26 protein-coding genes and 1 riboswitch are annotated in these 21,607 nt (G+C 55.9%); of the genes, 10 read left to right on the top strand and 16 right to left on the bottom strand.

Going from position 1 to position 21,607, the window contains the following annotated elements; all coding sequences use genetic code 11:
* Positions 1-158 precede the first annotated feature (158 nt).
* From R1T41_RS14200 to R1T41_RS14170, 7 genes are all read right to left on the bottom strand, one after another.
* Entirely contained in the window at positions 159-917 is a 759-nt protein-coding gene (locus R1T41_RS14200) for an IclR family transcriptional regulator (RefSeq protein ID WP_209221605.1), read from the bottom strand.
* Positions 918-960: 43 nt separating this feature from the next.
* Positions 961-1,347, bottom strand: coding sequence for a RidA family protein (locus R1T41_RS14195; RefSeq protein ID WP_082824806.1), 387 nt, complete (start codon positions 1,345-1,347; stop codon positions 961-963).
* 21 nt (positions 1,348-1,368) lie between these two features.
* Positions 1,369-2,133: an amino acid ABC transporter ATP-binding protein gene (locus tag R1T41_RS14190; protein WP_071240365.1), complete on the bottom strand. Its 765-nt coding sequence runs from the start codon at positions 2,131-2,133 to the stop codon at positions 1,369-1,371.
* 10 nt (positions 2,134-2,143) lie between these two features.
* Complete coding sequence (locus tag R1T41_RS14185) at positions 2,144-2,803, bottom strand: amino acid ABC transporter permease (protein WP_062952590.1); 660 nt, start codon at positions 2,801-2,803, stop codon at positions 2,144-2,146.
* Between the two features lie 11 nt (positions 2,804-2,814).
* Positions 2,815-3,477: an amino acid ABC transporter permease gene (locus R1T41_RS14180; RefSeq protein WP_007090812.1), complete on the bottom strand. Its 663-nt coding sequence runs from the start codon at positions 3,475-3,477 to the stop codon at positions 2,815-2,817.
* A gap of 26 nt (positions 3,478-3,503) precedes the next feature.
* Entirely contained in the window at positions 3,504-4,340 is an 837-nt protein-coding gene (locus R1T41_RS14175; protein ID WP_062952591.1) for a transporter substrate-binding domain-containing protein, read from the bottom strand.
* 398 nt (positions 4,341-4,738) lie between these two features.
* Positions 4,739-7,162: a heavy metal translocating P-type ATPase gene (locus R1T41_RS14170; RefSeq protein WP_317337603.1), complete on the bottom strand. Its 2,424-nt coding sequence runs from the start codon at positions 7,160-7,162 to the stop codon at positions 4,739-4,741.
* Positions 7,163-7,361: 199 nt separating this feature from the next.
* Between R1T41_RS14170 and R1T41_RS14165 the strand changes: the two genes are divergently transcribed.
* Entirely contained in the window at positions 7,362-7,733 is a 372-nt protein-coding gene (locus tag R1T41_RS14165; RefSeq protein WP_247742098.1) for a DUF1636 family protein, read from the top strand.
* Here R1T41_RS14165 and R1T41_RS14160 read toward each other — a convergent pair whose 3' ends face one another.
* From R1T41_RS14160 to R1T41_RS14145, 4 genes are all read right to left on the bottom strand, one after another.
* Entirely contained in the window at positions 7,734-8,258 is a 525-nt protein-coding gene (locus tag R1T41_RS14160) for a hypothetical protein (protein WP_317337602.1), read from the bottom strand.
* 78 nt (positions 8,259-8,336) lie between these two features.
* Complete coding sequence (locus tag R1T41_RS14155) at positions 8,337-9,035, bottom strand: CbtA family protein (protein ID WP_317337601.1); 699 nt, start codon at positions 9,033-9,035, stop codon at positions 8,337-8,339.
* A 3-nt stretch (positions 9,036-9,038) separates the two neighbouring features.
* Positions 9,039-9,212 (bottom strand): CbtB domain-containing protein, encoded by a 174-nt coding sequence (locus R1T41_RS14150; protein WP_062952595.1) that lies wholly within the window; start codon positions 9,210-9,212, stop codon positions 9,039-9,041.
* Between the two features lie 31 nt (positions 9,213-9,243).
* Positions 9,244-9,460: riboswitch (cobalamin riboswitch) on the bottom strand.
* 92 nt (positions 9,461-9,552) lie between these two features.
* A complete protein-coding gene (locus tag R1T41_RS14145) occupies positions 9,553-10,014 on the bottom strand; it encodes an ArsR/SmtB family transcription factor (protein ID WP_062952596.1) in 462 nt (153 codons plus the stop codon).
* Between the two features lie 133 nt (positions 10,015-10,147).
* On the opposite strand from R1T41_RS14145, the gene R1T41_RS14140 reads away from it, so the two are divergent.
* From R1T41_RS14140 to R1T41_RS14105, 8 genes are all read left to right on the top strand, one after another.
* A complete protein-coding gene (locus R1T41_RS14140; protein ID WP_097050780.1) occupies positions 10,148-10,411 on the top strand; it encodes a hypothetical protein in 264 nt (87 codons plus the stop codon).
* Between the two features lie 115 nt (positions 10,412-10,526).
* Positions 10,527-10,799, top strand: a complete 273-nt coding sequence (locus tag R1T41_RS14135; RefSeq protein WP_097050781.1) for a hypothetical protein — start codon at positions 10,527-10,529, stop codon at positions 10,797-10,799.
* A 280-nt stretch (positions 10,800-11,079) separates the two neighbouring features.
* Positions 11,080-11,619: a DUF2975 domain-containing protein gene (locus R1T41_RS14130; RefSeq protein ID WP_062952599.1), complete on the top strand. Its 540-nt coding sequence runs from the start codon at positions 11,080-11,082 to the stop codon at positions 11,617-11,619.
* Complete coding sequence (locus tag R1T41_RS14125; protein ID WP_062952600.1) at positions 11,619-11,831, top strand: helix-turn-helix domain-containing protein; 213 nt, start codon at positions 11,619-11,621, stop codon at positions 11,829-11,831. The genes R1T41_RS14130 and R1T41_RS14125 overlap by 1 nt, the downstream gene beginning before the upstream one ends.
* A 93-nt stretch (positions 11,832-11,924) precedes the next feature.
* Positions 11,925-12,689, top strand: a complete 765-nt coding sequence (locus tag R1T41_RS14120; RefSeq protein ID WP_247793802.1) for an SDR family NAD(P)-dependent oxidoreductase — start codon at positions 11,925-11,927, stop codon at positions 12,687-12,689.
* 116 nt (positions 12,690-12,805) lie between these two features.
* Positions 12,806-13,216, top strand: coding sequence for an MAPEG family protein (locus R1T41_RS14115; protein ID WP_317337600.1), 411 nt, complete (start codon positions 12,806-12,808; stop codon positions 13,214-13,216).
* A gap of 103 nt (positions 13,217-13,319) precedes the next feature.
* Positions 13,320-13,655, top strand: a complete 336-nt coding sequence (locus tag R1T41_RS14110) for a zinc ribbon domain-containing protein YjdM (protein WP_317337599.1) — start codon at positions 13,320-13,322, stop codon at positions 13,653-13,655.
* Positions 13,656-13,713: 58 nt separating this feature from the next.
* Complete coding sequence (locus R1T41_RS14105; protein ID WP_317337598.1) at positions 13,714-13,914, top strand: hypothetical protein; 201 nt, start codon at positions 13,714-13,716, stop codon at positions 13,912-13,914.
* A 66-nt stretch (positions 13,915-13,980) separates the two neighbouring features.
* Here the strand turns inward: R1T41_RS14105 and guaA are convergent, their stop codons facing one another.
* Positions 13,981-15,534: a glutamine-hydrolyzing GMP synthase gene (gene guaA, locus R1T41_RS14100; RefSeq protein WP_114094949.1), complete on the bottom strand. Its 1,554-nt coding sequence runs from the start codon at positions 15,532-15,534 to the stop codon at positions 13,981-13,983.
* Between the two features lie 302 nt (positions 15,535-15,836).
* Between guaA and R1T41_RS14095 the strand changes: the two genes are divergently transcribed.
* Positions 15,837-16,184, top strand: coding sequence for a hypothetical protein (locus R1T41_RS14095; RefSeq protein ID WP_317337597.1), 348 nt, complete (start codon positions 15,837-15,839; stop codon positions 16,182-16,184).
* Positions 16,185-16,378: 194 nt separating this feature from the next.
* Here the strand turns inward: R1T41_RS14095 and R1T41_RS14090 are convergent, their stop codons facing one another.
* The 4 genes from R1T41_RS14090 to R1T41_RS14075 all read right to left on the bottom strand — a co-directional run bounded on the left by R1T41_RS14090 (position 16,379) and on the right by R1T41_RS14075 (position 21,453).
* On the bottom strand, positions 16,379-17,716 hold the full coding sequence (locus R1T41_RS14090; RefSeq protein WP_317337596.1) for an RsmB/NOP family class I SAM-dependent RNA methyltransferase: 1,338 nt from the start codon (positions 17,714-17,716) through the stop codon (positions 16,379-16,381).
* 199 nt (positions 17,717-17,915) lie between these two features.
* Positions 17,916-19,382, bottom strand: a complete 1,467-nt coding sequence (gene guaB, locus R1T41_RS14085; protein ID WP_062952607.1) for an IMP dehydrogenase — start codon at positions 19,380-19,382, stop codon at positions 17,916-17,918.
* Positions 19,383-19,625: 243 nt separating this feature from the next.
* Entirely contained in the window at positions 19,626-20,954 is a 1,329-nt protein-coding gene (locus tag R1T41_RS14080) for a methyl-accepting chemotaxis protein (RefSeq protein ID WP_317337595.1), read from the bottom strand.
* A complete protein-coding gene (locus R1T41_RS14075; protein ID WP_062952609.1) occupies positions 20,929-21,453 on the bottom strand; it encodes a PAS domain-containing protein in 525 nt (174 codons plus the stop codon). The genes R1T41_RS14080 and R1T41_RS14075 overlap by 26 nt, the downstream gene beginning before the upstream one ends.
* Positions 21,454-21,607 lie beyond the last annotated feature (154 nt).

The raw sequence follows: 21,607 nt of genomic DNA, 5'->3' as shown, positions 1-21,607 counted from the left end.
GCTTGTCTCTCACCTGCGGGTCTCTCTCCCCGCAGGCCTCTCAAGGTGGAACAGCGGTGGTTATCGATGCGGGAAACGATAACCGCCGCTTTCTCTTTTCAGCACAAAGAAACCGGCATTTCTCCACGCACAGATATTGCGCGCGGACGGATAAGACATCAGACGTTATGGGATAGTTTGTCACCGGCGGATTTCAGCGCATCGCGATATTGCGCATAGTTTTTGCGTGCATCATCCTTCGGTGCGACAATACATACTGTTGCAACACACACGCCGTTCTGATCGCGGATCGGGGCGGCAAAGCAATGGGTGAAAGTGTCGACGATGCTGTCAAAGGAAAAGAACCCGTCTTTTGCCGCCTGCCGGATTTCGGCGATATAGGCATCAAAATCGGTATGGCTGCCATCGGGCAGGACAAAATCGTTTGCCGGAATCAGATCGCGGATTTCATCATCGGAAAAATGGCCCAACAACAGCCGCCCCGATGCCGTCCACGGGATCGGAGTACGTTCGCCGACATTGGCGCTGATGCGGAACGGACGGCTGCCTTCGCGTTGCAGGGCGACGGTATATTTGTTGCCGTCCAGCATGCAGAACTGGGATGTTTCCTTGGTGGTGGCAGTGATTTCATCCAGCACCACACCGGCTTCGCGGGTCAGATCGAAATATTCGCGATAGGCCAGCCCAAGGAAATAGACACGACGCCCAAGGAACACCGATCCGTTGGCATCGGTGACCTCGAGCATGCCATGTTCCAGCAGAACGCTGATCAGATCATAGATCGTAGAGGTCGGCGCGCCGAGCGCCTGGGCGATCTCGGCAGGCCGTTGCGAGACTTTGACAGAGCGCAAATGATCAAGAATATCAAACGCCCGATCAATACCGCGCGCCCGTTTCCGTATTTGCCCTTCTTTCATAAGTCCCCTCTTCGCTGGCAATCAGTTCTTTGGATAGAGGTTCTTATGCCTTGCGAAAGGCAATGCAGTCGACCTCGACTTTGCAATCCACCACCATTGAAGACTGAACGCAAGCGCGCGCAGGCGGATGATCGCCGAAATATTCCTGAAAGACGCCGTTGAAGCTCCAGAAATCACGGGCATCATCAAGCCAGACGCCAATGCGCATGATATCGCTTGCGCTATATCCGGCATCCTCGACGATTTTCAGCATGTTTTCGATAGCAATGCGGGACTGCTCGACAATCCCGTTTCCAACGACTTCGCCATCACGCATCGGCGTTTGTCCGGACACGTAAAGCCATCCATCAGCTTCCGTAGCCTTTGCAAAAGGCAGTGCCTTCTGACCGTTTCCTTTTGCTTCACCGACACCGTGTCTTTTGATGGTCATTCAATATCTCCTGGTCTTCAATCACATTTCAGAATTTGCAAGAAAGCCCCGCAACCGGTCTGTTTCCGGTGCGCCGAAAATCTGTTCGGGGGGACCTTCTTCGTGGATACGGCCGTGATGCATGAACACGACCTTGCTTGAAACATCGCGGGCAAAGCGCATTTCATGGGTGACAAGCAGCATGGTCATTCCGTCGTCGGCAAGATCGCGGACAACGGCCAGAACTTCCTTGACCAGTTCCGGATCAAGGGCGGATGTCACCTCGTCAAACAGCATGATGCGCGGGTTCATCGCAATCGCGCGCGCAATCGCGACACGCTGCTGCTGTCCGCCAGACAACTGACCGGGGAAATGATCACGTCGTTCAATCATGCCAACCCGTTCAAGCCATTTTTCGGCAATGGCATAGGCTTCGTCCTTTGCCATTTTCTTGGTCTTGGTCAGACCCAGCATGACATTGCGAATGGCGGTCATATGCGGAAACAGGTTGAATTGCTGAAACGCCATGCCGGTCATGGCGCGTTGACGCGCAATATGACGTTCGGAAAGACGGCGGCGTTCACCACCGTCGTGTCTGTAGCCGATGGCTTCGCCGTCCAGTTCGATGGAACCGCGTTCGAAATCTTCAAGCAGGTTCACACAGCGCAACAGGGTTGTCTTGCCCGAACCCGATGATCCGATCAGCGAGACGACATCACCCTTTTGCATGGTCATATCGATGCCCTTGAGGACTTCGAGATCACCAAAGCTTTTGTGAAGATCGGTAATTGTCAGAATGGGGGACATGGCTGCCTCATTATGGGATCGAGATGCGGCGTTCGACAGCACGGCCGGCCTGTTCGATCAGGAAGTTCAGAATGAAATAGACGAAACCAACGAAGAGATAGAATTCGAGGCTAAGATAGGTCCGCGAAATGACCTGCTGGGTTGCCAGCAGCAATTCAACCACACCAATGATCGACAGCAGCGTCGATGCCTTGACGATTTCGGTCGCGGTATTGACCCAGGTCGGCAGTATCTGGCGCAGGGCCTGGGGCAGCAGGACATAGGCAAAGGTTTGCCCAAAAGTCAGCCCGATTGACTTGGCGGCTTCGGTTTGCCCGGCCGGGATCGCCTTTAACGCGCCACGGACAATTTCCCCGACATGGGATGAACAGAACATCGTCAGCGCAAGCACACCAGCCTGAAACGCGCTAAGATCCAGCCCGACAACCGAAAGAATATAAAAACAGGCAAGTATCAGAACGAAAACCGGAGTTCCCCGCAGGAAGTCGATATAAAGGCGCACCCCAAACCGGGTCGGCTTATTGCCATATGTCATCGCCAGACCGACGAAAACGCCAAGGAACGTTCCAAGCAGCACGGATGCGACGGAAATCAGAACCGTATCGCCAAGCCCAGCCAGCAGGTTCATGCGGGCATTCCACAATTCGGTCAGGAAAAGAGAAAAATTCATGTGAAAGCCTTTCAGCGCGGAACCGCAAGACGTTGTTCAAGCTGGCGCAGGAACCACGCGATGACATAGCAGGCCACCACGTAAATCAGTGACGCAACCATCCATGTTTCAATCACACGGAAGCTTTCGACATTGATCTTGCGCGCATAAAACGTCAGTTCGGGAACCGCGATGGCGGCTGCGAGCGACGTGTCCTTGAACAGCGAAATGAAATTGTTCGAAAGCGACGGCAACACATTGCGCAACATCACCGGAATGATGATGTGGATTTTGATTTTCAGTTCCGTCAGACCGATGGCAAGCCCGGCTTCGCGCAGGCCCTTTGGCAAGGCGACAAGGCCCGAACGGAAAACTTCCGCCAGATAGGCACCGGCATAAATCGACAGGGTAAAAATGAAGGATGGTATCTTGTCGAGTGCAATGCCAAGCTGGGGCAATGCGAAGTAACAGAACAGGATCAGGACAAGGATCGGGGTATTGCGGATCGCAGAGACATAAGCCACTGCGATCCAGCGTAAAACCCGGTGACGGGACAGCATCCCGAAAGCCGCCAGAAGTCCGATCCCGCAACCAATCGCAATCGAAACAAGGGCAAGGAACAAGCCAAGGCCAAGGCCCTGCGCCAGCAGTTCCCAATTGCGCCAGATGACGCTGAAATTGAAATCGTAGTTCAAAACGGTTCTTCCCGGATGCTGCTAGGTTATTTGTATTCGACGGGGAAGCCGATCTGCGGCACCGACAGTTCGGTACCAAACCAGGTTTTGAAGCTGTCGGCGTAGAACGGGAATTCAACACCGGTCATGCCTTCGTGCAGAACCGTGTTTACAAAGTTCAGCCAACGCTGATCGCCCGGCTTGACGCCACAGGAATAGCTTTGCGGGTTCCAGCCATATCCGGCGTCATGGTAACGGCCCGGGTTTTTGACCATGAACCAGCGCAATGCCGACTGATCAGTTGCGGCGGCATCGGCACGCCCGGAATTCAGCGCCTGATACATCAGATCCACACTGTCATACTGATCAACTTCTGCCTCTGGCAGGGCAGCGTGGACCATTTCTTCGGCGTAGACGTTCTGAAGAACGGCAACGGTAACGTCCGATCCGGCAGCTTTGAGCGCCTCGTAATCGGCGTAGTCGCCACCTTCCATCTGCAACAGACCAACGCCTTCACGGTAATAGGGGATCGTGAATTCGATCTGCTGGGCGCGTTCGGCGGTCACCGTCATGAACTGGCAGGTCAGATCGACCTTGTCGGTCACAAGGTTCGGGATGCGGGCATCGCCGGACTGCTGGACATATTCGATTTTATCGGGATCGCCAAACAGGGCCTTGGCGACAAGGCGGCCCATATCAACGTCAAAGCCCTTGAGCTTGTTATCCGAGTCAATGAAGTGCCATGGCGGGTTGGTCGAGCCGGTCCCCAAGATCAGGTGACCACGATCAAGAACCTGCTGAAGCTTGCTGGCTTCCTGTGCAATGGCCGATCCGGCAGTTGCGGTCATAAGCGCCGCGACTGCGATTGTTTTTAAGAAGGTCATGTTTGTCTCCGCTGATGAAAAGAGCCAACCGTTTTTGATGAGTCCCGATTAATTCCGTTATACCGGAATTAATATCGTTGTTGCGGATTTAACTTGAAACCAAAATCTAGCCATGTCAATTCGCTTTTGCGAAACCCGCAGTTTTCCTTGGCTTTCGAAATGTAGTGACCTCAGCACCCGGACGATCTGATGTGCGGACTTTTATGGAAGTCATGACCTGTGCATCCCGTCAGAGCAGGGCGTTTTCCGAGTATTTCTGCGCGAAACGCGAACAAGAACACGGAGAAGATCGGGAGTCGCAGCGCGCGAGGTAGCAAAAAAGAATTCGGCCGCTATCACGAGATGCAATAGCGGCCGACTTTCGATAATTTTCTGGAGTAGCTTGCGCGGCTGAGGGATCAGCGGTTGCGCAGCGCGATCAGCAGACGAAGGCTGTTAAGCGTCACCAGAACGGTTGCACCGGTATCGGCCATCACCGCCAGCCAAAGTCCCGTCAGACCGGTGATGCTGGTGACCAGAAAGACAGCCTTAAGCCCCAGTGCCAACCCGATGTTTTCGCGGATCACGCGGCGCGTGGTGCGGGACAGCTTTACCAGATTAACGACATCCGACAGCCGGTCCTTGACCGCCACCGCATCGGCGGCCTCAAGGGCAATATCGGTGCCCCCGCCAATTGCGATGCCGACATCGGCCGATTTCAGCGCCGGGGCGTCGTTGATACCATCACCAACCATGGCAATCGGCCCCTTCCGCGCTGGATCATTGCGCAAATCAGCCAGCACGTTCAGCTTGTCTTCAGGCAGAAGCTGCGCCCGGTAGTCCATACCAAGTTCACCCGCCATGCGTTTGGCAACGCGTTCGGCATCGCCCGTCAGCATCACTGGGCTGATGCCCAAGGCGTTCAGTTTGGCAAGCGCATCCCGGGCATCCGCACGCGCGGTATCCCGCAGCGCAAGTGCGCCAATGACATCGCCATTGCGCAGGATAACAACGGCCGTGCTACCGGCGTCTTCCTGTGCGGCAAGCCAGTCGGCAACTTTTGCAGCCGGTTCGATATCAAGGCGTTTGGCCGCCCCGACACGATAAAGCGTGCCATCAATCCGGGCTTCGACCCCGGCGCCGGCGATCGTACGCGCATCGGTGATTTCCGGCAGATCAAGTTTCTGTTCCGTCGCGGCATGAACCACCGCCTTTGCCAGCGGGTGGGAGGTCACGGTTTCAAGCGCAGCAGCAATCGCAAGCAGCCGGTCTTCGTCCATATCGCCCACCGACATCATTGCCGTCAGCTTTGGCTTGCCTTCGGTCAATGTGCCGGTTTTGTCAAACGCCATGGTACGAACCGCCCCGATGGCCTCAAGCGCGGCACCGCCTTTTACCAGCAGACCAATTCTGGCCGCACGAGCCAGGGCCGACGTGACCGCCGCCGGGGTGGAGATCACCAAGGCACAGGGGCAGCCGATCAGAAGCAGGGCCAGCCCGCGATAGATCCATTCTTCCCAGCCCTGCCCGAACAGGACCGGCGGAATGACGACCGTCAGGGCGGCAAGCGCCATGATGATTGGCGTATAGATACGGGCAAATTTGGTAACGAAACGCTCGACCGGTGCCTTGTGCTTTTCGCTTTGTTCAACCAGCTCGATCACACGATCCAGCATGGTTTGCCCCGCCGCACGGGTCACGCGCAGGCGTACGGGCCGATCGGTGACAATGGCACCGGCAAAAACCTCGTCCCCCGGTTCGGACGGGACGGGCACGGATTCACCGGTCAGGTGGCTGTTGTCAATTTCGGCGGCCCCGTCGGTCAGAACACCGTCAGCCGGAATACGTTCGCCTGGACGGACTTCGATAATATCATTCAGTGCAAGCGCGGACGGGGCGACCGTTTCAAACACATTACCCGATGCCGAAACCCGCCTTGCGGTTTCCGGGGCCAGTTTCATCAGCGATTTAACCCCGCTGCGTGCCCGACCAGCGGCAACACCTTCAAGGCTTTCGCCAATCGCAAACAGCAGGACGACCATACCGGCTTCAAGACTTTCACCGATTGCAACCGCGCCAAGAACCGCGACACTCATCAACAGTTCGATGGAAAAGAATGCGCCGCTTGCCGCCAGACGGAACGCCGTTCTCATCACCGGCAATGCCGCGATGATAGAGGCAATGGACATGGCATAAGCATCGGTGACCGGAACCAGCCAGCCAACCAGCCCGCCCAGCATAAGCCAGACCGCCGCCCATGCAATTTCGTCCCCGGCTTCCGGCCAGGGGGCCAGTTTGCGCAGCAGGGATTTGTCATCGGCATCGGTATCTTGCGACGCGGCATTATCCGTCGCAGCCGGATTGGCAGAACCACAGGAACCGCCAGCGCAGCAAGCGGATTCGGATGATTTCGCCGCCCCCGGGATTACCTTTTCCTTTGCCGGATAGCCCAGTTTGGTCAGCATGGTGCTGATATCGGAACGCGTTTCGGCACTGTCGTCGCGAAGACCCAGCGTCACCATTTCGCGCATCATCGACACATCGACACATTGCACGCCATCACGTTTGGAAAGCGCGGTTTCAATTTTCGCCACACAGGACCCGCAATCCATGCCCGATACAGCCCAATGACGATGCGAAATGCCGTCGCGATGACGGGCCAGCACATCGTCAACCGTGCCCTGTTCCCTGCCACTCAGTTCAGATTGCGCGTGCAGGCCATCGGCGGCAGCAACAAAGCTTTGCCCCGGTACGGCGTCGTTCAGAGCCGCAATCAGCGATGACTTGCAGCTTTCACAATTTCCAATGGCCGGGAACTGATCCCATTTTGCGATGACGGACATTCTGGACCTCGCCAACATTCAAATTTATATTCATGCATTACATTCAAATAACAATTCATATGTTGTGGAGTCAAGAACATTCAAACCATGATTTGAATGTTATCACACACAATGCCCGACGCCCCGAAAAAGTTGATGAATTACGCCAGCACTGCAGCCATAGTGACCACCCGATTTAAGAACCAAGGCCGACCGCCCGATGCCCCGTATTGTCATTTGCAAAACCTGCCAGCCAGCACCCGATGCTGATCCGGCCTCAAAGGTGGATTTTGTCGATGCGGATGGTTTTGCGCGGCAGTTAGGCACGGCACTTGATCAGGCGGAATTGCCCGAAACGTTTGAAGTCACACAGGTTGACTGCATGGGATCATGCAGCGACCCGACATCGGTTGCACTTCAGGGAACCGGGCGGGCAAGTTATCTTTTTGCCGGATTATCGGCGCGTCACGACATTGACGATATCATTGCCACCTGCCGGGAATATCTGAACGCCCCGGATGGATGGATCGAAGACGCACGCGGCTGCGGGCGTCTTCGTTTTTGCCTTAAGGCCAGAATTCCGGCCCTTTGATTAAGGTGCCACCGAAACAGTCATTGTCTGACGCAGCGGCTTATCGCCGACGGCAAGCTGGCTGTGATCATTGGCCGTCAGCGTTACCGTGACCTCGTTATCGCCCGCCGGAAGCTCTGTGATATGGAACCACGGGCCATACAGGCGGGCAATCTTGGTGCCGTTAACATAGACATGGGCATGGCCTTCTCCCAGGACATGCGTGCTGCTGGCATGTTCGGGGGCAAACCGGAAATTCTGCACCATTAGATGCAGGTTCCAGCCACTGACCGGGTCCGGTATCATCGCGACATCAAGACGTGGTGCATCAGTGCCCGCAGGTAATGAAATAATGGCGTCGTGACTGGCATGTGCCGCCCCCATCTTCATTTCACCGTGTGCGGTACCATGTCCGGCAACGCCATGCGCCATCGGATCACCGTGATCGTGCCCGTCAAGGGTGATGCCGTTACCAGCCGCCACCAGAAAACCGATCCCCCCGCCGAAAACCAGCCCAATCCCGAAAAGGGCAAGTGAACGTGACATTTTATTCCTCGTGAAAACCCTGAAAATAAATCGGGCGCGCCCCTGGCACGCCCGAAAAGGATCGTACTTTGACCGCGATCAGGCGGTCTGCGCCTGTGCGGCCCGTTGTCCTTCGCGTTGCCAGAAATATCCGGCAAACAGGCCAACCAGCACCCAGGCAGCAAGACCGACACCAAATGCACGGGCAGCAAAAAGCGCCCCGATTTCAGTCGGTACCGGTCCGGTAAAGGTATCAGGCTCCGGCGCGCCGATGACGTGGGGGGCAAGCAGCAGAACTGCGGCAATCCCCCATGAAACCCAATTGCGACCAAATGCAATCAGCCAGACGGCAATTGCCGCCGTCCCGACGGTGGCAAACCACCAGACTTGCCGTGCATAAACGTCTGCGGCTGCAACACCGGGTACTTCAGGTGCAAGGGTAAAGCCCGGTGCAAAATGAACGATAAAGAACCCGGCAATGCCCCAGATAATACCCTGACGACCAGCGACCTCGTGACCGCGGCTTTCAGCCAGCGCCATGGCCGCAACCAGAATAAGCGCATATCCGGTATAGACCAGCATGGTGAACAGGACGCTTAACCCGTCGCGGACATGATCAATGCCGCCGACATCCTGATGTGCACTAACCGCAGCACCACCGAAATGAACCAGCTCGCCGGTTTCATAAAGCTCCGCATGCAACAGAACCGGTTGCACAAAATAAAGCTGAAGCAGGGCCGCAATAAGACCTGCTGCAGCACCAGCGAACAATGCGCTGGTGAAAATGCGTGACATCATGGCTCAGTGACACGGAAAGCCGGTTGCATGGCGCACATCATGTGCCGCATCGTGCAACAATTCAGCCTGAACATGGCCGGTCACAAAGATGATCGCGAGGCCAAAAACGGCACAAACGATGATCGGCAGAAGAACCGATTTTTTTGAAGCGGCAAATGCCGCGGTCTGCGTGGTCATAAACTTCTCCTATGCTGTCACACCCGACAGTCGGTTCGGGTCCATGCCTGGCAGGTCTCCTGGCTTGCGGGTCATCATGCGTCGCCGACCTTCCCTGCTTTCGCAAGTGGCGTGATGGCGGGCACTTTCCGCATACAGTCGCGGGGGCGGCTTTGGCTTTGACCGCCCAAAATAAACGGTCTTCCAAATTCCCTCTTCGTTTACCTGCCCCGAGCAGACAGGTAAAAACCAAGCAGTTCGTTTATGACGGTAATTCCCCGCAAGCGCAATGTGAAAACCGGACGCGACGCGGGTTCATTCGTCGAATGTGGCAATTTCACGACAACGCAAAAGACGTATTTCAGTCGTGGGTCACATGGGCAAAGACATCACGAACAACACGGGAAATATGTTCGTCATCAATCTGATAGAAGATATGACGCCCGTTTCGTTCCGATGCCAAAATGCGCTGATCGCGCAACTGACGCAGGTGATGGCTGGTCAGGGATTGCGACATGCCCGATGCCTCGGCCAGTTCGCCGACGGTTTGCGGTTTTTCCATGCAACGCAGAACAAGCTGCAGCCGCCCGGCATCCCCCAGAAGCGCAAAGATTTTTGCCGCCGCCTCGATATCGGGCAGCGACAGGTTATGCCCGGTCGCACGCGACGCATCACGCGTTACGGCTTCGCCCTGTTCGGTGGAAAGGCCAAGACGTGCGGCGGTATCGCATTCCTGACAGTCGTTGCCGTTTTCAGCCCCGGCGATCACGGGACGCGCCGAGGCAATTTCGACCTTGCGGGATTTGGTTTTGCTTTGTGACATCCCCCTATTTTCCATGCCCAGCTTCACTTGGCAAGGGGACTTGATGTTTGCGCGCATGGAACTCCGCCCCGCAGGGAACGTTACAGGTATGACCCACCATCGAAAGTGCCAACCAGAGCAAGGAGACGCACCGATGCAAGAGCAAACAGCACTCGACATTTTCAATCTGCGCCAGTCCCGTGACAGTTGGGAACGGAATGTGGCCGGTTACTGCGCGAAAAACGACATGCAGGTCGGAAATCTGCCCAAAGAGATTACCGGCCCATATAACGAGATGAACGAGGCATGGGAAAAGCTTAAGGCCGAAGGTGATGCGGCAAGCAATACCACTGCAGAGCAGTTCCACAAGGCAACCGCAAAGCTTGAAAAGGCGTGGAACGACATGACGGGCAAGTAAGCCCGGGATTTTATGCCTTGTGGTTAAAATGCCCCAAAATCGCCTTTTCATTGCAAATCGATGACACGATTACACGCCAGATTGAACCTGTCTGGAAAAGCAAAAGGAGGCTCCCATGACAGCCCGCCCCATTCCGGAGCACGCCAAGCTCCATCAGGAATTCAAGGATTGGGAGTTCGGTCTTGCTGCACATTGCAGGGAATCCGAAAGCGGCCTTGAAAAACTTCCAAGTGAGGTTGTTCAGGCGTGGGATGACATGGATGCCGCCTGGAGCGAGATAAAAGATCATAGCGGTGATATCCCGCAAGAATCCCTGCAGCGTTTCCGTGAAGCAAAGCAACGTTTGCAGGAAGCTTGGGATGCAATGATCTCTTCCGAACGGCATTAACGACGCCGCGCTGGAAGCAGCCAGACTTTTTCGTCTCCCTCTCTTCCCTGGCGGGTTTTCCTCCCCTCCCCGCCATCCTTCTACAGCCGGGTGTTTCAACCGCCCCGGCTGTTTTTTTGTCTGGATTTTGGCCGGGCATCGCCCGCCTGCCGCCCAGATCCCGATTACCGGCAAAAATCCGGATTGACTCATTTCGATAAAAAATTCATGTTTTATTTTAATTAATAAATTCGATTCGTTATTTAAACGTCACCCGAATGCTTCCGGATGGAGCCCCATCATGTCCGACACCCTGAAAAATGTCCGCACTGTCAGCCGCATTCTTGGCTGGGTATGCCTTATCGCTGTTGTTTTTGAAATCTGCCTCGTGCCGCTGATCTGGCATGTGGATGGCTGGATTGATACCAGCGCCAGCCAGATGACCATCAGCCTTGAAGAACTGCGCGCCCTTTCCGGCTGGCAGAAATATGCCGTGATGGCATCGATGATGCTGCCGACACTTGTTATGGCCTATGGGCTTTGGCGGTTGCGCAAGATGTTCCTGTCCTTTGCCGAAAACCATATTTTCCAGCCTGCCCCGATTGCCCATCTGAAAGCATTTTCCGTGGCCCTTATGGCGCAAACCCTGATCAAGCCGCTTTCAGGTGCACTGACATCCGTACTGGCAACCATAACGCGTCCCGAAGGCGAAAGGATGCTGTCTATCGGGCTCAGCGATGCCGAGGCCAGCACTCTGTTTCTGGGCGGGTTGCTTTTGGTGATTGCGTGGGTATTGGGAGAAGCCACCCGGATCGAGGACGAGAACAGGAGCTTCGTCTGATGGCGATCATTGTCCGGCTTGACGTGATGCTTGCCCTGCGAAAGATGAAGTCCAAGGACCTTGCCAGCCGGATCGGGGTAAGCGAACAGAACCTGTCGCTTCTGAAATCAGGCAAGGTGCGCGGTGTGCGGTTTGAAACACTTGCCGCAATTTGCCGGGAACTTGATTGCCAACCCGGTGATCTTCTGGAATTCGTTGCCGACGACCTGTAAGCTCCTGTGATCATGACGGCCCGGTTAAAACGGGGCCGTCCTTCATAAGAAACAAAGCAGCCTGTTTAACGGCTGTTATCAGGGAAGACGTGAATGGAAAACAAGGTTGCCCTCGTAACAGGTGCCGCACGCGGCATCGGACTTGCAACAACCCATCTTTTTATTGAACTGGGCTGGCAGGTTGCGATGATTGATCGCGACAGCGCGGAACTTCGCAACGCATGTCGCGATATCGCGAATGCCAAGGCATTTGAATATGACGTATCGATCCCTGAACAGGTCGATCTGATGATCGACGAGGTCCTGACCGAGTTCGGACAGATCGATGCGGTTGTCAACAATGCCGGGGTTGCCGATTTCCTGCCGATCCATGAAACCGATTTCAGCGCGTGGCGCCGGATCATGGAAACCAACCTTGACGGGACCTTTCTTGTTTCGCAGGCGGCCATTCCGGCGCTCAAGCAGACCAAGGGTGCAATTGTCAATATCGGCTCGATTTCCGGGCTTCGGGCGTCGACCCTTCGGGTGGCCTATGGCACATCGAAGGCGGCCGTCATTCACATGACCAAACAGCAGGCGATCGAGCTTGGTGATTTTGGTGTCCGGGCCAATTGCGTCTGCCCTGGCCCGGTGAAAACCAAGCTTGCCATGGCCGTGCATTCGCCGGAAATCATATCGGCCTATCTTGATGCCATGCCCCTTGGCCGGTATGGCAGCGAACGCGAGATCGCCGAAGTGATTGCGTTTCTGTGCTCCGACAAGGCGAGCTACGTTACCGGTCAGGTGATCGCCGCCGATGGCGGGTTTGAAACGGCTGGTGTCGGGCTCCCGGCCCTTCGCAAGGCGGCCGAAGAATAATCACTTTAAGTGCGATCACCTTTGGCTGAATGCGCAAACTCCGTTGCGCAAAAGTGTGATCGCTTTCCCTTCTTCCTGCGTATGGCAGGGAAACACCATCACTCAAAGGTATTTCCTTGCCAACCGAACTTGCCCTTCTCGTCCTCAATGCCCTTTTCTGCCTTGCGTTTCCTTGGGTTTACAACTGGTCCTATGGCAGACAGGTCGGCGGCAAACGCCTGATGGGCAATCGCGACAACCTGCCCGAACGGCAGGGCCTGGCCGCGCGCGGCCTGCGTGCCCATCAGAACCATCTGGAAAATCTGGTGCCGTTTGCGATCATCGTTCTGGTCGCGCACGCAATCGGTATCTCAAACACTGTCACCCTGGCCTGTGCGGTTGTCTTTACCATCGCCCGCCTTGCCCATGCCGGGTTTTATTTTGCCGGGATCACGCGCCTTCCGGGCATCAATGGCGTGCGATCCATTGCCTATTTTGTCAGCCTGTTTGCGATGCTGATCTTTGCCGCGCAATTATTTGGGACTTAAATATCGGCGCAACCTCTCGACAATCGGGAATTCGGGCGTTACGAGATAGACGGCCAAACCGGAACGGGTGGGTCTTTATCAAGCTTTTACCCAAGGATTTGCCGTGAGCACGCTGCCCCCCTGCCCGAAATGCCAGTCGCCCTATACCTACGAAGATGGTGAATTGCTGATTTGCCCGGAATGCGCCCATGAATGGTCGCAGCAAACCGCAACGGGCGGAGACGAAACCGAATACAGGGATGCCAATGGCAATATCCTTGCCGATGGCGATACGGTTTCGATCATCAAGGACCTGAAGGTCAAGGGTGCGTCTCAACCGCTTAAGGTCGGCACCAAGGTCAAGAATATCCGCCTTGTCGAAGGCGACCACAATATCGATTGCAAGATCGACGGATTTGGCCCGATGAAGCTTAAATCCGAATTCGTCAAAAAGATCTGATTGCGGGCCTCGCCGCGCAAACCATGCGCCGACGACATTGCGACCGGGTTCTGGTATAATGTCGTCGTCTGATACCGGCCTGAACCATCCAAAGGAAACGGGGGCCAGAATGCGCCACCTTGCCCTTATCGCCGTAATAGTCGCGACCCTGTCGCTATCTTCCTGCCTGACCTTTAACTGGCAGCGCAGTGTTCAGCAGGTTTTATCGAATGCATGCAATTCGACAGGGGATTGCGGCTCGGATGGGCCGAGCTATTAGAACAGCCCAAAACAAAACGGCGCGTCCATTGGGCGCGCCGTTTGTTGTTTCCGGTGATCGGAAAACTTATTCCCACTCAATCGTTCCCGGTGGTTTCGAGGTGTAGTCGTAGGTAACGCGGTTGATACCGTTGACCTCGTTGATGATCCGATTGGCGATGCGGCCAAGCAGTTCCGGCGGGAAGGCGAAGAAGTCGGCGGTCATGCCGTCGGTCGAAGTGACCGCGCGCAAAGCGCAGGCATAGTCATAGGTACGACCATCGCCCATCACGCCAACGGTACGGACCGGCAGCAGCACTGCGAAGGCCTGCCAGATGGCGTCATAGAGACCGGCATTACGGATTTCTTCGAGATAGATCGCATCGGCCTTGCGCAGGATATCGAGCTTTTCGCGCGTGATCGGCTGGCCGGGGATACGAATGGCAAGGCCCGGGCCAGGGAACGGATGACGACCAACAAAGCTGTCGGGCAGGCCCAGTTCACGGCCAAGGTCACGGACTTCGTCCTTGAACAGCTCACGCAGTGGCTCGACCAATTGCATGTTCATGCGTTCCGGAAGGCCACCGACGTTGTGGTGTGACTTGATGGTGACCGACGGGCCGCCGGTGAAAGACACGCTTTCGATGACGTCCGGGTAAAGGGTCCCCTGTGCAAGGAAATCAGCACCCCCGATTTTCTTGGCCTCTTCTTCGAACACTTCGATGAACAGGCGACCAATGGTTTTGCGTTTGGTTTCCGGATCGATTTCGCCTTCGATCGCACCGATGAAGGTTTCGGAGGCATCAACATGGACCAGCGGAATGTTGTAATGGTCGCGGAACAGGGTGACGACCTGGTCGGCTTCGCCCGAGCGCATGAAACCATGATCAACGAACACGCAGGTCAGCTGATCGCCAATCGCTTCGTGGATCAGAACCGCGGTGACGGAGCTGTCAACACCGCCTGAAAGACCACAAATGACTTTGCCATCGCCGACCTGTTTGCGGATTTTGGCAATGGCGTCGTCTTTATAGGCGTTCATTGTCCAGTCGCCAGAGCAACCGGCAACACCATGCGTGAAGTTCTTAAGCAGCTGCGCGCCATGCGGGGTGTGGACCACTTCGGGGTGGAACTGCACGGCATAGAATTTCTTGTCGTCATTGGCGATGGCGGCAAACGGTGCGCCTTCGGATTTGCCAACAACGCGGAACCCGTCAGGAAGGGCATCGACGCGGTCGCCGTGGCTCATCCAGACCTGTTCGCGTGCACCTTCGGCCCAGATGCCGGTGAACAGCGCGCAATCTTCGATCACATCAACAAAGGCACGACCGAATTCGCGGTGATCGGACGTCGCAACCTTGCCGCCAAGCTGGTTGACCATGGTCTGCTGACCATAACAGATGCCAAGCACCGGCACGCCAAGTTCAAAGACCTTTGCCGGAGCCGAGGGTGCCTTGTCCCAATGGACCGATGCCGGGCCACCAGACAGGATCACGGCCTTGGGCGCGTATTCGTCAAGGAAAGCATCCGAGACATTGTTGAAGGGGTGGATTTCGCTATAGACACCGCTTTCGCGCACGCGGCGTGCAATCAGCTGGGTGACCTGCGATCCAAAATCAATAATCAGCACGCGATCTGTCATCGGGCCGTATCTCCGTCGAGTATGGGGTTGCGCCGTACATACGCCAAACCATCCGTCTCGGCAACCCGGCGCAAACGGTTACCTTGGGATGCATTCATGAAATTCTGATGCCGAATTCCGGTATTTGGGGACAATTGCGGCCTTTTCCTGCCGGAACGCCCCCGAAAAGAGCACAATTGGTCCCTTTTTCCTGCGCAATGCGTCTGTAACTTGGTTTCCAACGGAGCACGGAGATAACCGCGTCCGACAGAATTAGAAATCATGAGCAAATCAAGTTTGACCATGCAAAGGGACACAGACAAATGACACAGAACAAAGGCAGTAAAATCGCGCTTGCCGTCGCTGGCCTTCTTCTGGTCGCTGGTGCGGCAACGGCCATTGCGATGACCCAGTCCGAGAGCAATAACCCGGCGTCGCTGTTTGGCAATGAAACAGGTACCGAGAACAGCGATACCATGACCCCGGCACCTGATGCCCCGGCAGCCGAAACCGGCGAAGCGCCGAACACCGTCCTGCCGGACAACAATCAGGAAGTCCCGGGCATGAAGGGTCTTGATGGCAATGCAGGCGAAGATAGCAGCCCGCTGGAACTGATGCCGCAGGATGATGGCGGCACCACCGGTGGCGAAGCTGCCCCCAAGACGGAATAAAAAACCGGCCGGGTAAACTGTGGAAGATCCAATCTTCACATAGCGTTCACGGTAAAATGCACTTGTGAAAAGAACTGGCCCTGTCCCCATTCGGGACAGGGCCATTTTTCTTGCCGCAATTTTACAGTTTGCAAGCAGACCAAGGGCGGCATCGGACATCGGGTTGTTTGCGATGACCATGGCCGCCATTGTCATTATTTCACCTTGCCTTTGGCTGTGCGTTCAAACACGGCAACAAAGAAACCGTCCGTGCCATGCTCGTTCGGCGACAGGCGAAGCCACGGCTTGTCCTTGCCACCGGGGACCGGAACGGATTTCGGGGCGTCGGGCCAGATTTCACTGATCGGGACCGGCCGGAAATCCTTGCGATCACGCATGAAGGTTTCGATCAGGCGTTCGTTTTCTTCGGGCATGATCGAACAGGTCGCGTAAATCAGACGCCCGCCCTTGGTGACCTTTGCCGCACCGGCCTTCAAAATCTTGCTTTGGTTTGCCATCAGCGTGCGAATATCGCGCTGCCCGATGCGCCAGCGCAGCGCCGGGTTGCGGCGCAGGGTGCCAAGCCCCGAACAGGGAACATCAAGCAGAACACGATCAAAGAAACCGGATTTATTGCGAAGCCAGCTATCACGCTCATCGGAAATGATGCGCTGCTGGATGCAGTCCCCGGCACCGGCACGTTTGGCACGCTTGCGCGAATTATCCAGACGACCGCCATGGGTATCGCAGGCAAGGATACGGCCCTTGCCGCGCATGTCGGATGCCATACCAAGCGTCTTGCCGCCACCGCCCGCACACATATCAAGGATATGCATGCCCGGCCTGGCATCGACCAGACGCACGCAAATCTGCGATGCTTCGTCCTGGATTTCGATCAGACCGTCCTTATAGGCCGCCGTGACCAGCATATTGACGCCAAGCGGCAACCGCAGGCCATTGGGCGCATAAGGAAGCTTTTCGATATTGTGGATGCCATCGGCCTGAAGCGATTTGATCGCGTCCTCGACCGTGCCACGCAGGCGGTTGACGCGCAGATCAAGCTTGGCGGGCTGATTATAGGCCGCCATTTCCGCCGGAAGGTTTTCGTGATGGAGCTTTAGCAGCTCGGCATAAAGCCATTTCGGCAATTCGGTTTTGACTGCGCCCGGCTGCCCGTCATGGTCAAGGGTTTTACCGGTCAGCTTGTTGATCAGATGTTTTTCCGCCGGATGCAGCGGGTTCGGGCAGAACTGTTCACCGCTGAACATGTCGGAAATGTCATCGGCACTGCGGTTATCCTGCAAAACCAGTTCGGCAATCATGCGCGCACGACCGTCCTGGAATTCGTATCCGCATTCGGCAAGCCACCAGCCCAGACGCGCCTGATGACGGACCAGGTTATAGAAACGTTCGCTGATCTCGCGACGATCGCCACCACCGATATAACGGCGATTGCCAAAATAGCCGGAAATGACGCGGTCTGCGTCGTCTCTGGTCTGGGTCCAGCCATCATAAAGTTCAATGACTGCCGCGATACGTGCACCGGGTTTCAAAACGAATGTCCAACCTGTCTGAGTGTGATGTTCCTGTCCCGATATGGGAATTGCCCGAACACCATACGATAAAAAAGGCGATGACGGCAGGATTGCCTGCCGTCATCTGAAATTTGTGCCCGCTGATATCACGGGTTGGGCCATTCGCCAACAGCGACACACGCAAGGCAGCCCAGCCAATTGATCAGCGCGCCCGCGATCAGTTACCCGGCCGATAGTTCGGAGCTTCGCGGGTGATGGTCACGTCATGGGCATGGCTTTCGCGAAGGCCCGCATTGGTAATGCGGACAAACTGAGCCCGTTCGCGGAAATCGGCAAGCGTTGCCGAACCGGTATAGCCCATTGATGCCTTAAGACCGCCAACCATCTGATGGATGATCTGACCAGCCGGGCCCTTGTAAGGAACACGGCCTTCGATGCCTTCGGGAACAAGTTTCAGGTTATCCTGAACGTCCTGCTGGAAGTAACGGTCTGCCGACCCGCGTGCCATGGCACCGACCGAGCCCATCCCGCGATAGGATTTGTACGAACGGCCCTGATACAGAATGACCTCACCCGGGGCTTCGTCGGTACCGGCCAGAAGCGAGCCAACCATGCAGGTGCTGGCACCCGCAGCCATTGCCTTGGCAATGTCGCCCGAAAACTTGATACCGCCATCGGCGATGATCGGAACGTCAAGCTTGTGACCAATTTCCGCGCATTCAAGGATTGCCGTCAATTGCGGGACACCGACACCGGCAACAATACGAGTGGTACAGATCGAACCCGGACCGATGCCGACCTTGACCGCATCCGCACCGGCTTCGGCCAGTGCCTTGACGGCTTCGGGGGTGGCAACGTTACCGGCGATGATCTGGGTATTACCGATCTTTGATTTAATATATTCGACTGCCTTGATCACACCGGCCGAATGGCCATGTGCGGTATCGATGACCAGCACGTCAACACCGGCCTCGACCAGCGCCATTGCGCGTTCAAAGCCGCTTTCGCCGACACCAGTTGCCGCGGCAACACGCAGGCGACCGCTTTCGTCCTTGCAGGCATTCGGGTGCAGTTTGGCTTTTTCGATATCCTTGACCGTGATCAGGCCGGTGCAGCGATAGGCTTCGTCAACCACCAGAAGCTTTTCAATACGGTGCTGGTGGAGAAGTTTCTTGGCTTCTTCGGTGTCGACGTTTTCCGTCACCGTGACCAGATTTTCGTGGGTCATCAGTTCGGAAACCGGTTGCGAACGGTTGGATGCAAAGCGCACATCACGGTTGGTCAGAATGCCGACCAGCTTATTGCTGGCGCGTTCGACAACCGGAATACCGGAAATGTGGTTGATGTCCATCAGGTCCAGCGCATCGGCGAGCGTCTGATCCGGGTGGATGGTGATCGGGTTGACGACCATACCGGATTCAAATTTCTTTACGCGGCGAACTTCTTCGGCCTGCTGTGCGATATCGAGGTTCTTGTGAATGACCCCCATACCACCATGTTGCGCCATAACAATCGCCATCGGGCTTTCGGTCACCGTGTCCATTGCGGACGACAGAAGCGGAATGCGCAGGTCGATATTTTTGGTAATGCGGGTGTTGGTCTGCACCTGTGCCGGCAGCACTTCGCTGGCGGCGGGTTTGATCAAAACGTCGTCAAACGTCAGGGCTTCTGCAATGCGGGTCATATGGGGCCACCTCGTTAATCTGAGTTGGCGCGGAACTTATACACGTTATGGCCTTTATGCCAAGTTTTCTGCGCCCATAGCAGCCCTGTTATTTTATTGCTGCATTATCCGGGCAGTTCCGTTAGAAACTGGTAGATGGGGCTGCTATCTGGCGCAGCCCCTTTTTCATGCCCGGATCATGCCGCTGTTTTGCAAGGCATAGCAAGCTTTTGCCGCAATCGCGAAAGCCGCCCTGCCCCTGTTTTACGCGGGCGCAGCATCCGGAACCTTCAGCACCTTGTCGATGAACCGACGCACATCGCCATCCAGTGAATTGGCCTGCCCCAGAAGATTTGTCGCCTCGCTATGAAGCTGCAGAACGACAGAGCCGGACTCGGTCGTGCCGCTGGCGACGTCGGCGAGGATCGCCGCAATGGTTTGCATCCGTCGAACCGCCTGATCGATCCGGTCACTGATGGCACCGACAACTTCGGTCTGTTCGCGGGCGGCCTCGGCAACCAGACGGGCACCACTATCAATCTCGCTGATCTTTTCATTGATCTCGCGCACCGATGAAACCGCCTCGCGGGTCATGGATTGCATTTCGCCGATTTCACCAATCACCTGTTCGGCGGCACGCGATGTCTGGGACGCCAGATTTTTGACTTCGGTCGCGACCACGGCAAATCCCTTGCCGGCCTCACCCGCACGGGCGGCCTCAATCGTGGCGTTCAGCGCCAGAAGATTGGTCTGATCGGCAACATCGGTGATCAGTTCAACCACCTTGGTCACACGAAGTGCCATGTCATCAAGGCGCGTGATGTGATCATCTGCAACGCGGGCCCGGCTGACCGCCGCCTCGGCCAGTTCGGCAGAACCATTGATCTGTGCCCCGATCTGACGGATAGATGCACTGAATTGTTCGGTGGCAACCGCGATGCCGTTCAGGGCCTCGGTGCTGTCGTCGGCAGCAAGACGCATATCATTGGCCTGTTCGGCAATGCGGCTGACCTGCCGGGACAGGAAATCAGAACTGTCGCTAAGCTGTTTTGCGCTGCTTGATACCGAACCGACGACTGACTGGATATCTTCGCCAATTCGCCCCGCACTATAGGTAAAGCTTCTGGTCTTTTCAGACATGGCATCAAGGGCCGCATTGACCGTTCCGGCATAGCCGATCAGATCACCACGCAATCCCTTGGGCAGGATTTTGCGATAATAGGATCCGCGCGACGCGTGGCCCATGGCCCCTGCAGCTTCCTTGGCGAACGCCTCGGTCAGGTCAAGCAGCTGGTTCACCGCATTTTGCAGGGGCGCAAGATATCCCTGCGTTTGACGATTATTGACCCTGACACCCATTTTCCCATCGGCAGCGTCATGGACGATATCGTGCAGTTCATCAATGATCCGCTTGTGGCGGGTAATGGCAACAGTGCCAATCAAAGCCAGTACGAGAAGGCCGATAATCGCAATCACGGAAACAAGCGGTGCATGGGTTGGTGCCAACAGAAGGGTAGCGATCAGCCCAAAGGCCAGAATCAGGCCAGAAATCAAAATCCGTCGCAGATTAGAGAGTGAAAACAAACTGATCATAGTCGATGCCTGCCTGCCCCAGGAGGTTGCCAAGTTTTTGTGCACTGCGTGCCATACCGTCCTTGCGATTGCGTTCGCGTTCTTCTTCGGCACGAAGATCGGCATAAAGCGGAATAACCTGTTCGACTGCTTCGCGGCGCGGCACCCGACGGTTTGAATGATAGCCAATGATGTTACCGTTTGGCCCGAAAGTCGGCGTGACATTGGCCAGAACCCAGTAATGATCACCATTTGCCGACCGGTTGATCACATAGGCGAAAATCTCGCGCCCCTTGGAAATCGTGTCCCACAACAAGGCGAACACGCAGCGCGGCATATCCGGATGACGGATAATGCTGTGCGGTTGCCCCAGAATATCCTTTTCACGATATCCTGCGACCCGCAGAAAGACGTCATTTGCGTAGGTAATACGACCCTTGGTGTCGGTCTTGCTGACGATAATTTCATTATCGCCAAAATGACGCTCAACACCGGTCAGAAAAAGCTGATCCTGTTTCATGAATTGCACCCCGTTTAAGGATCAATGGTCCCACAACCGATCCTGACATAGCGAAACCCCGCCCGGGGCGCGCAGTTTTGCGTCAGTTTCATCCGGTGCGGAGACCATTTGCTAGACCAATGTATAGATTATGCCCGCGGGGTACTTCTTGACT

It is taken from the genome of Thalassospira lucentensis (assembly GCF_032921865.1).
GTDB lineage: Bacteria > Pseudomonadota > Alphaproteobacteria > Rhodospirillales > Thalassospiraceae > Thalassospira > Thalassospira lucentensis_A.
Note: the sequence above shows the minus strand (reverse complement) of the source record. Positions and strands in the feature narration are given on the sequence as shown.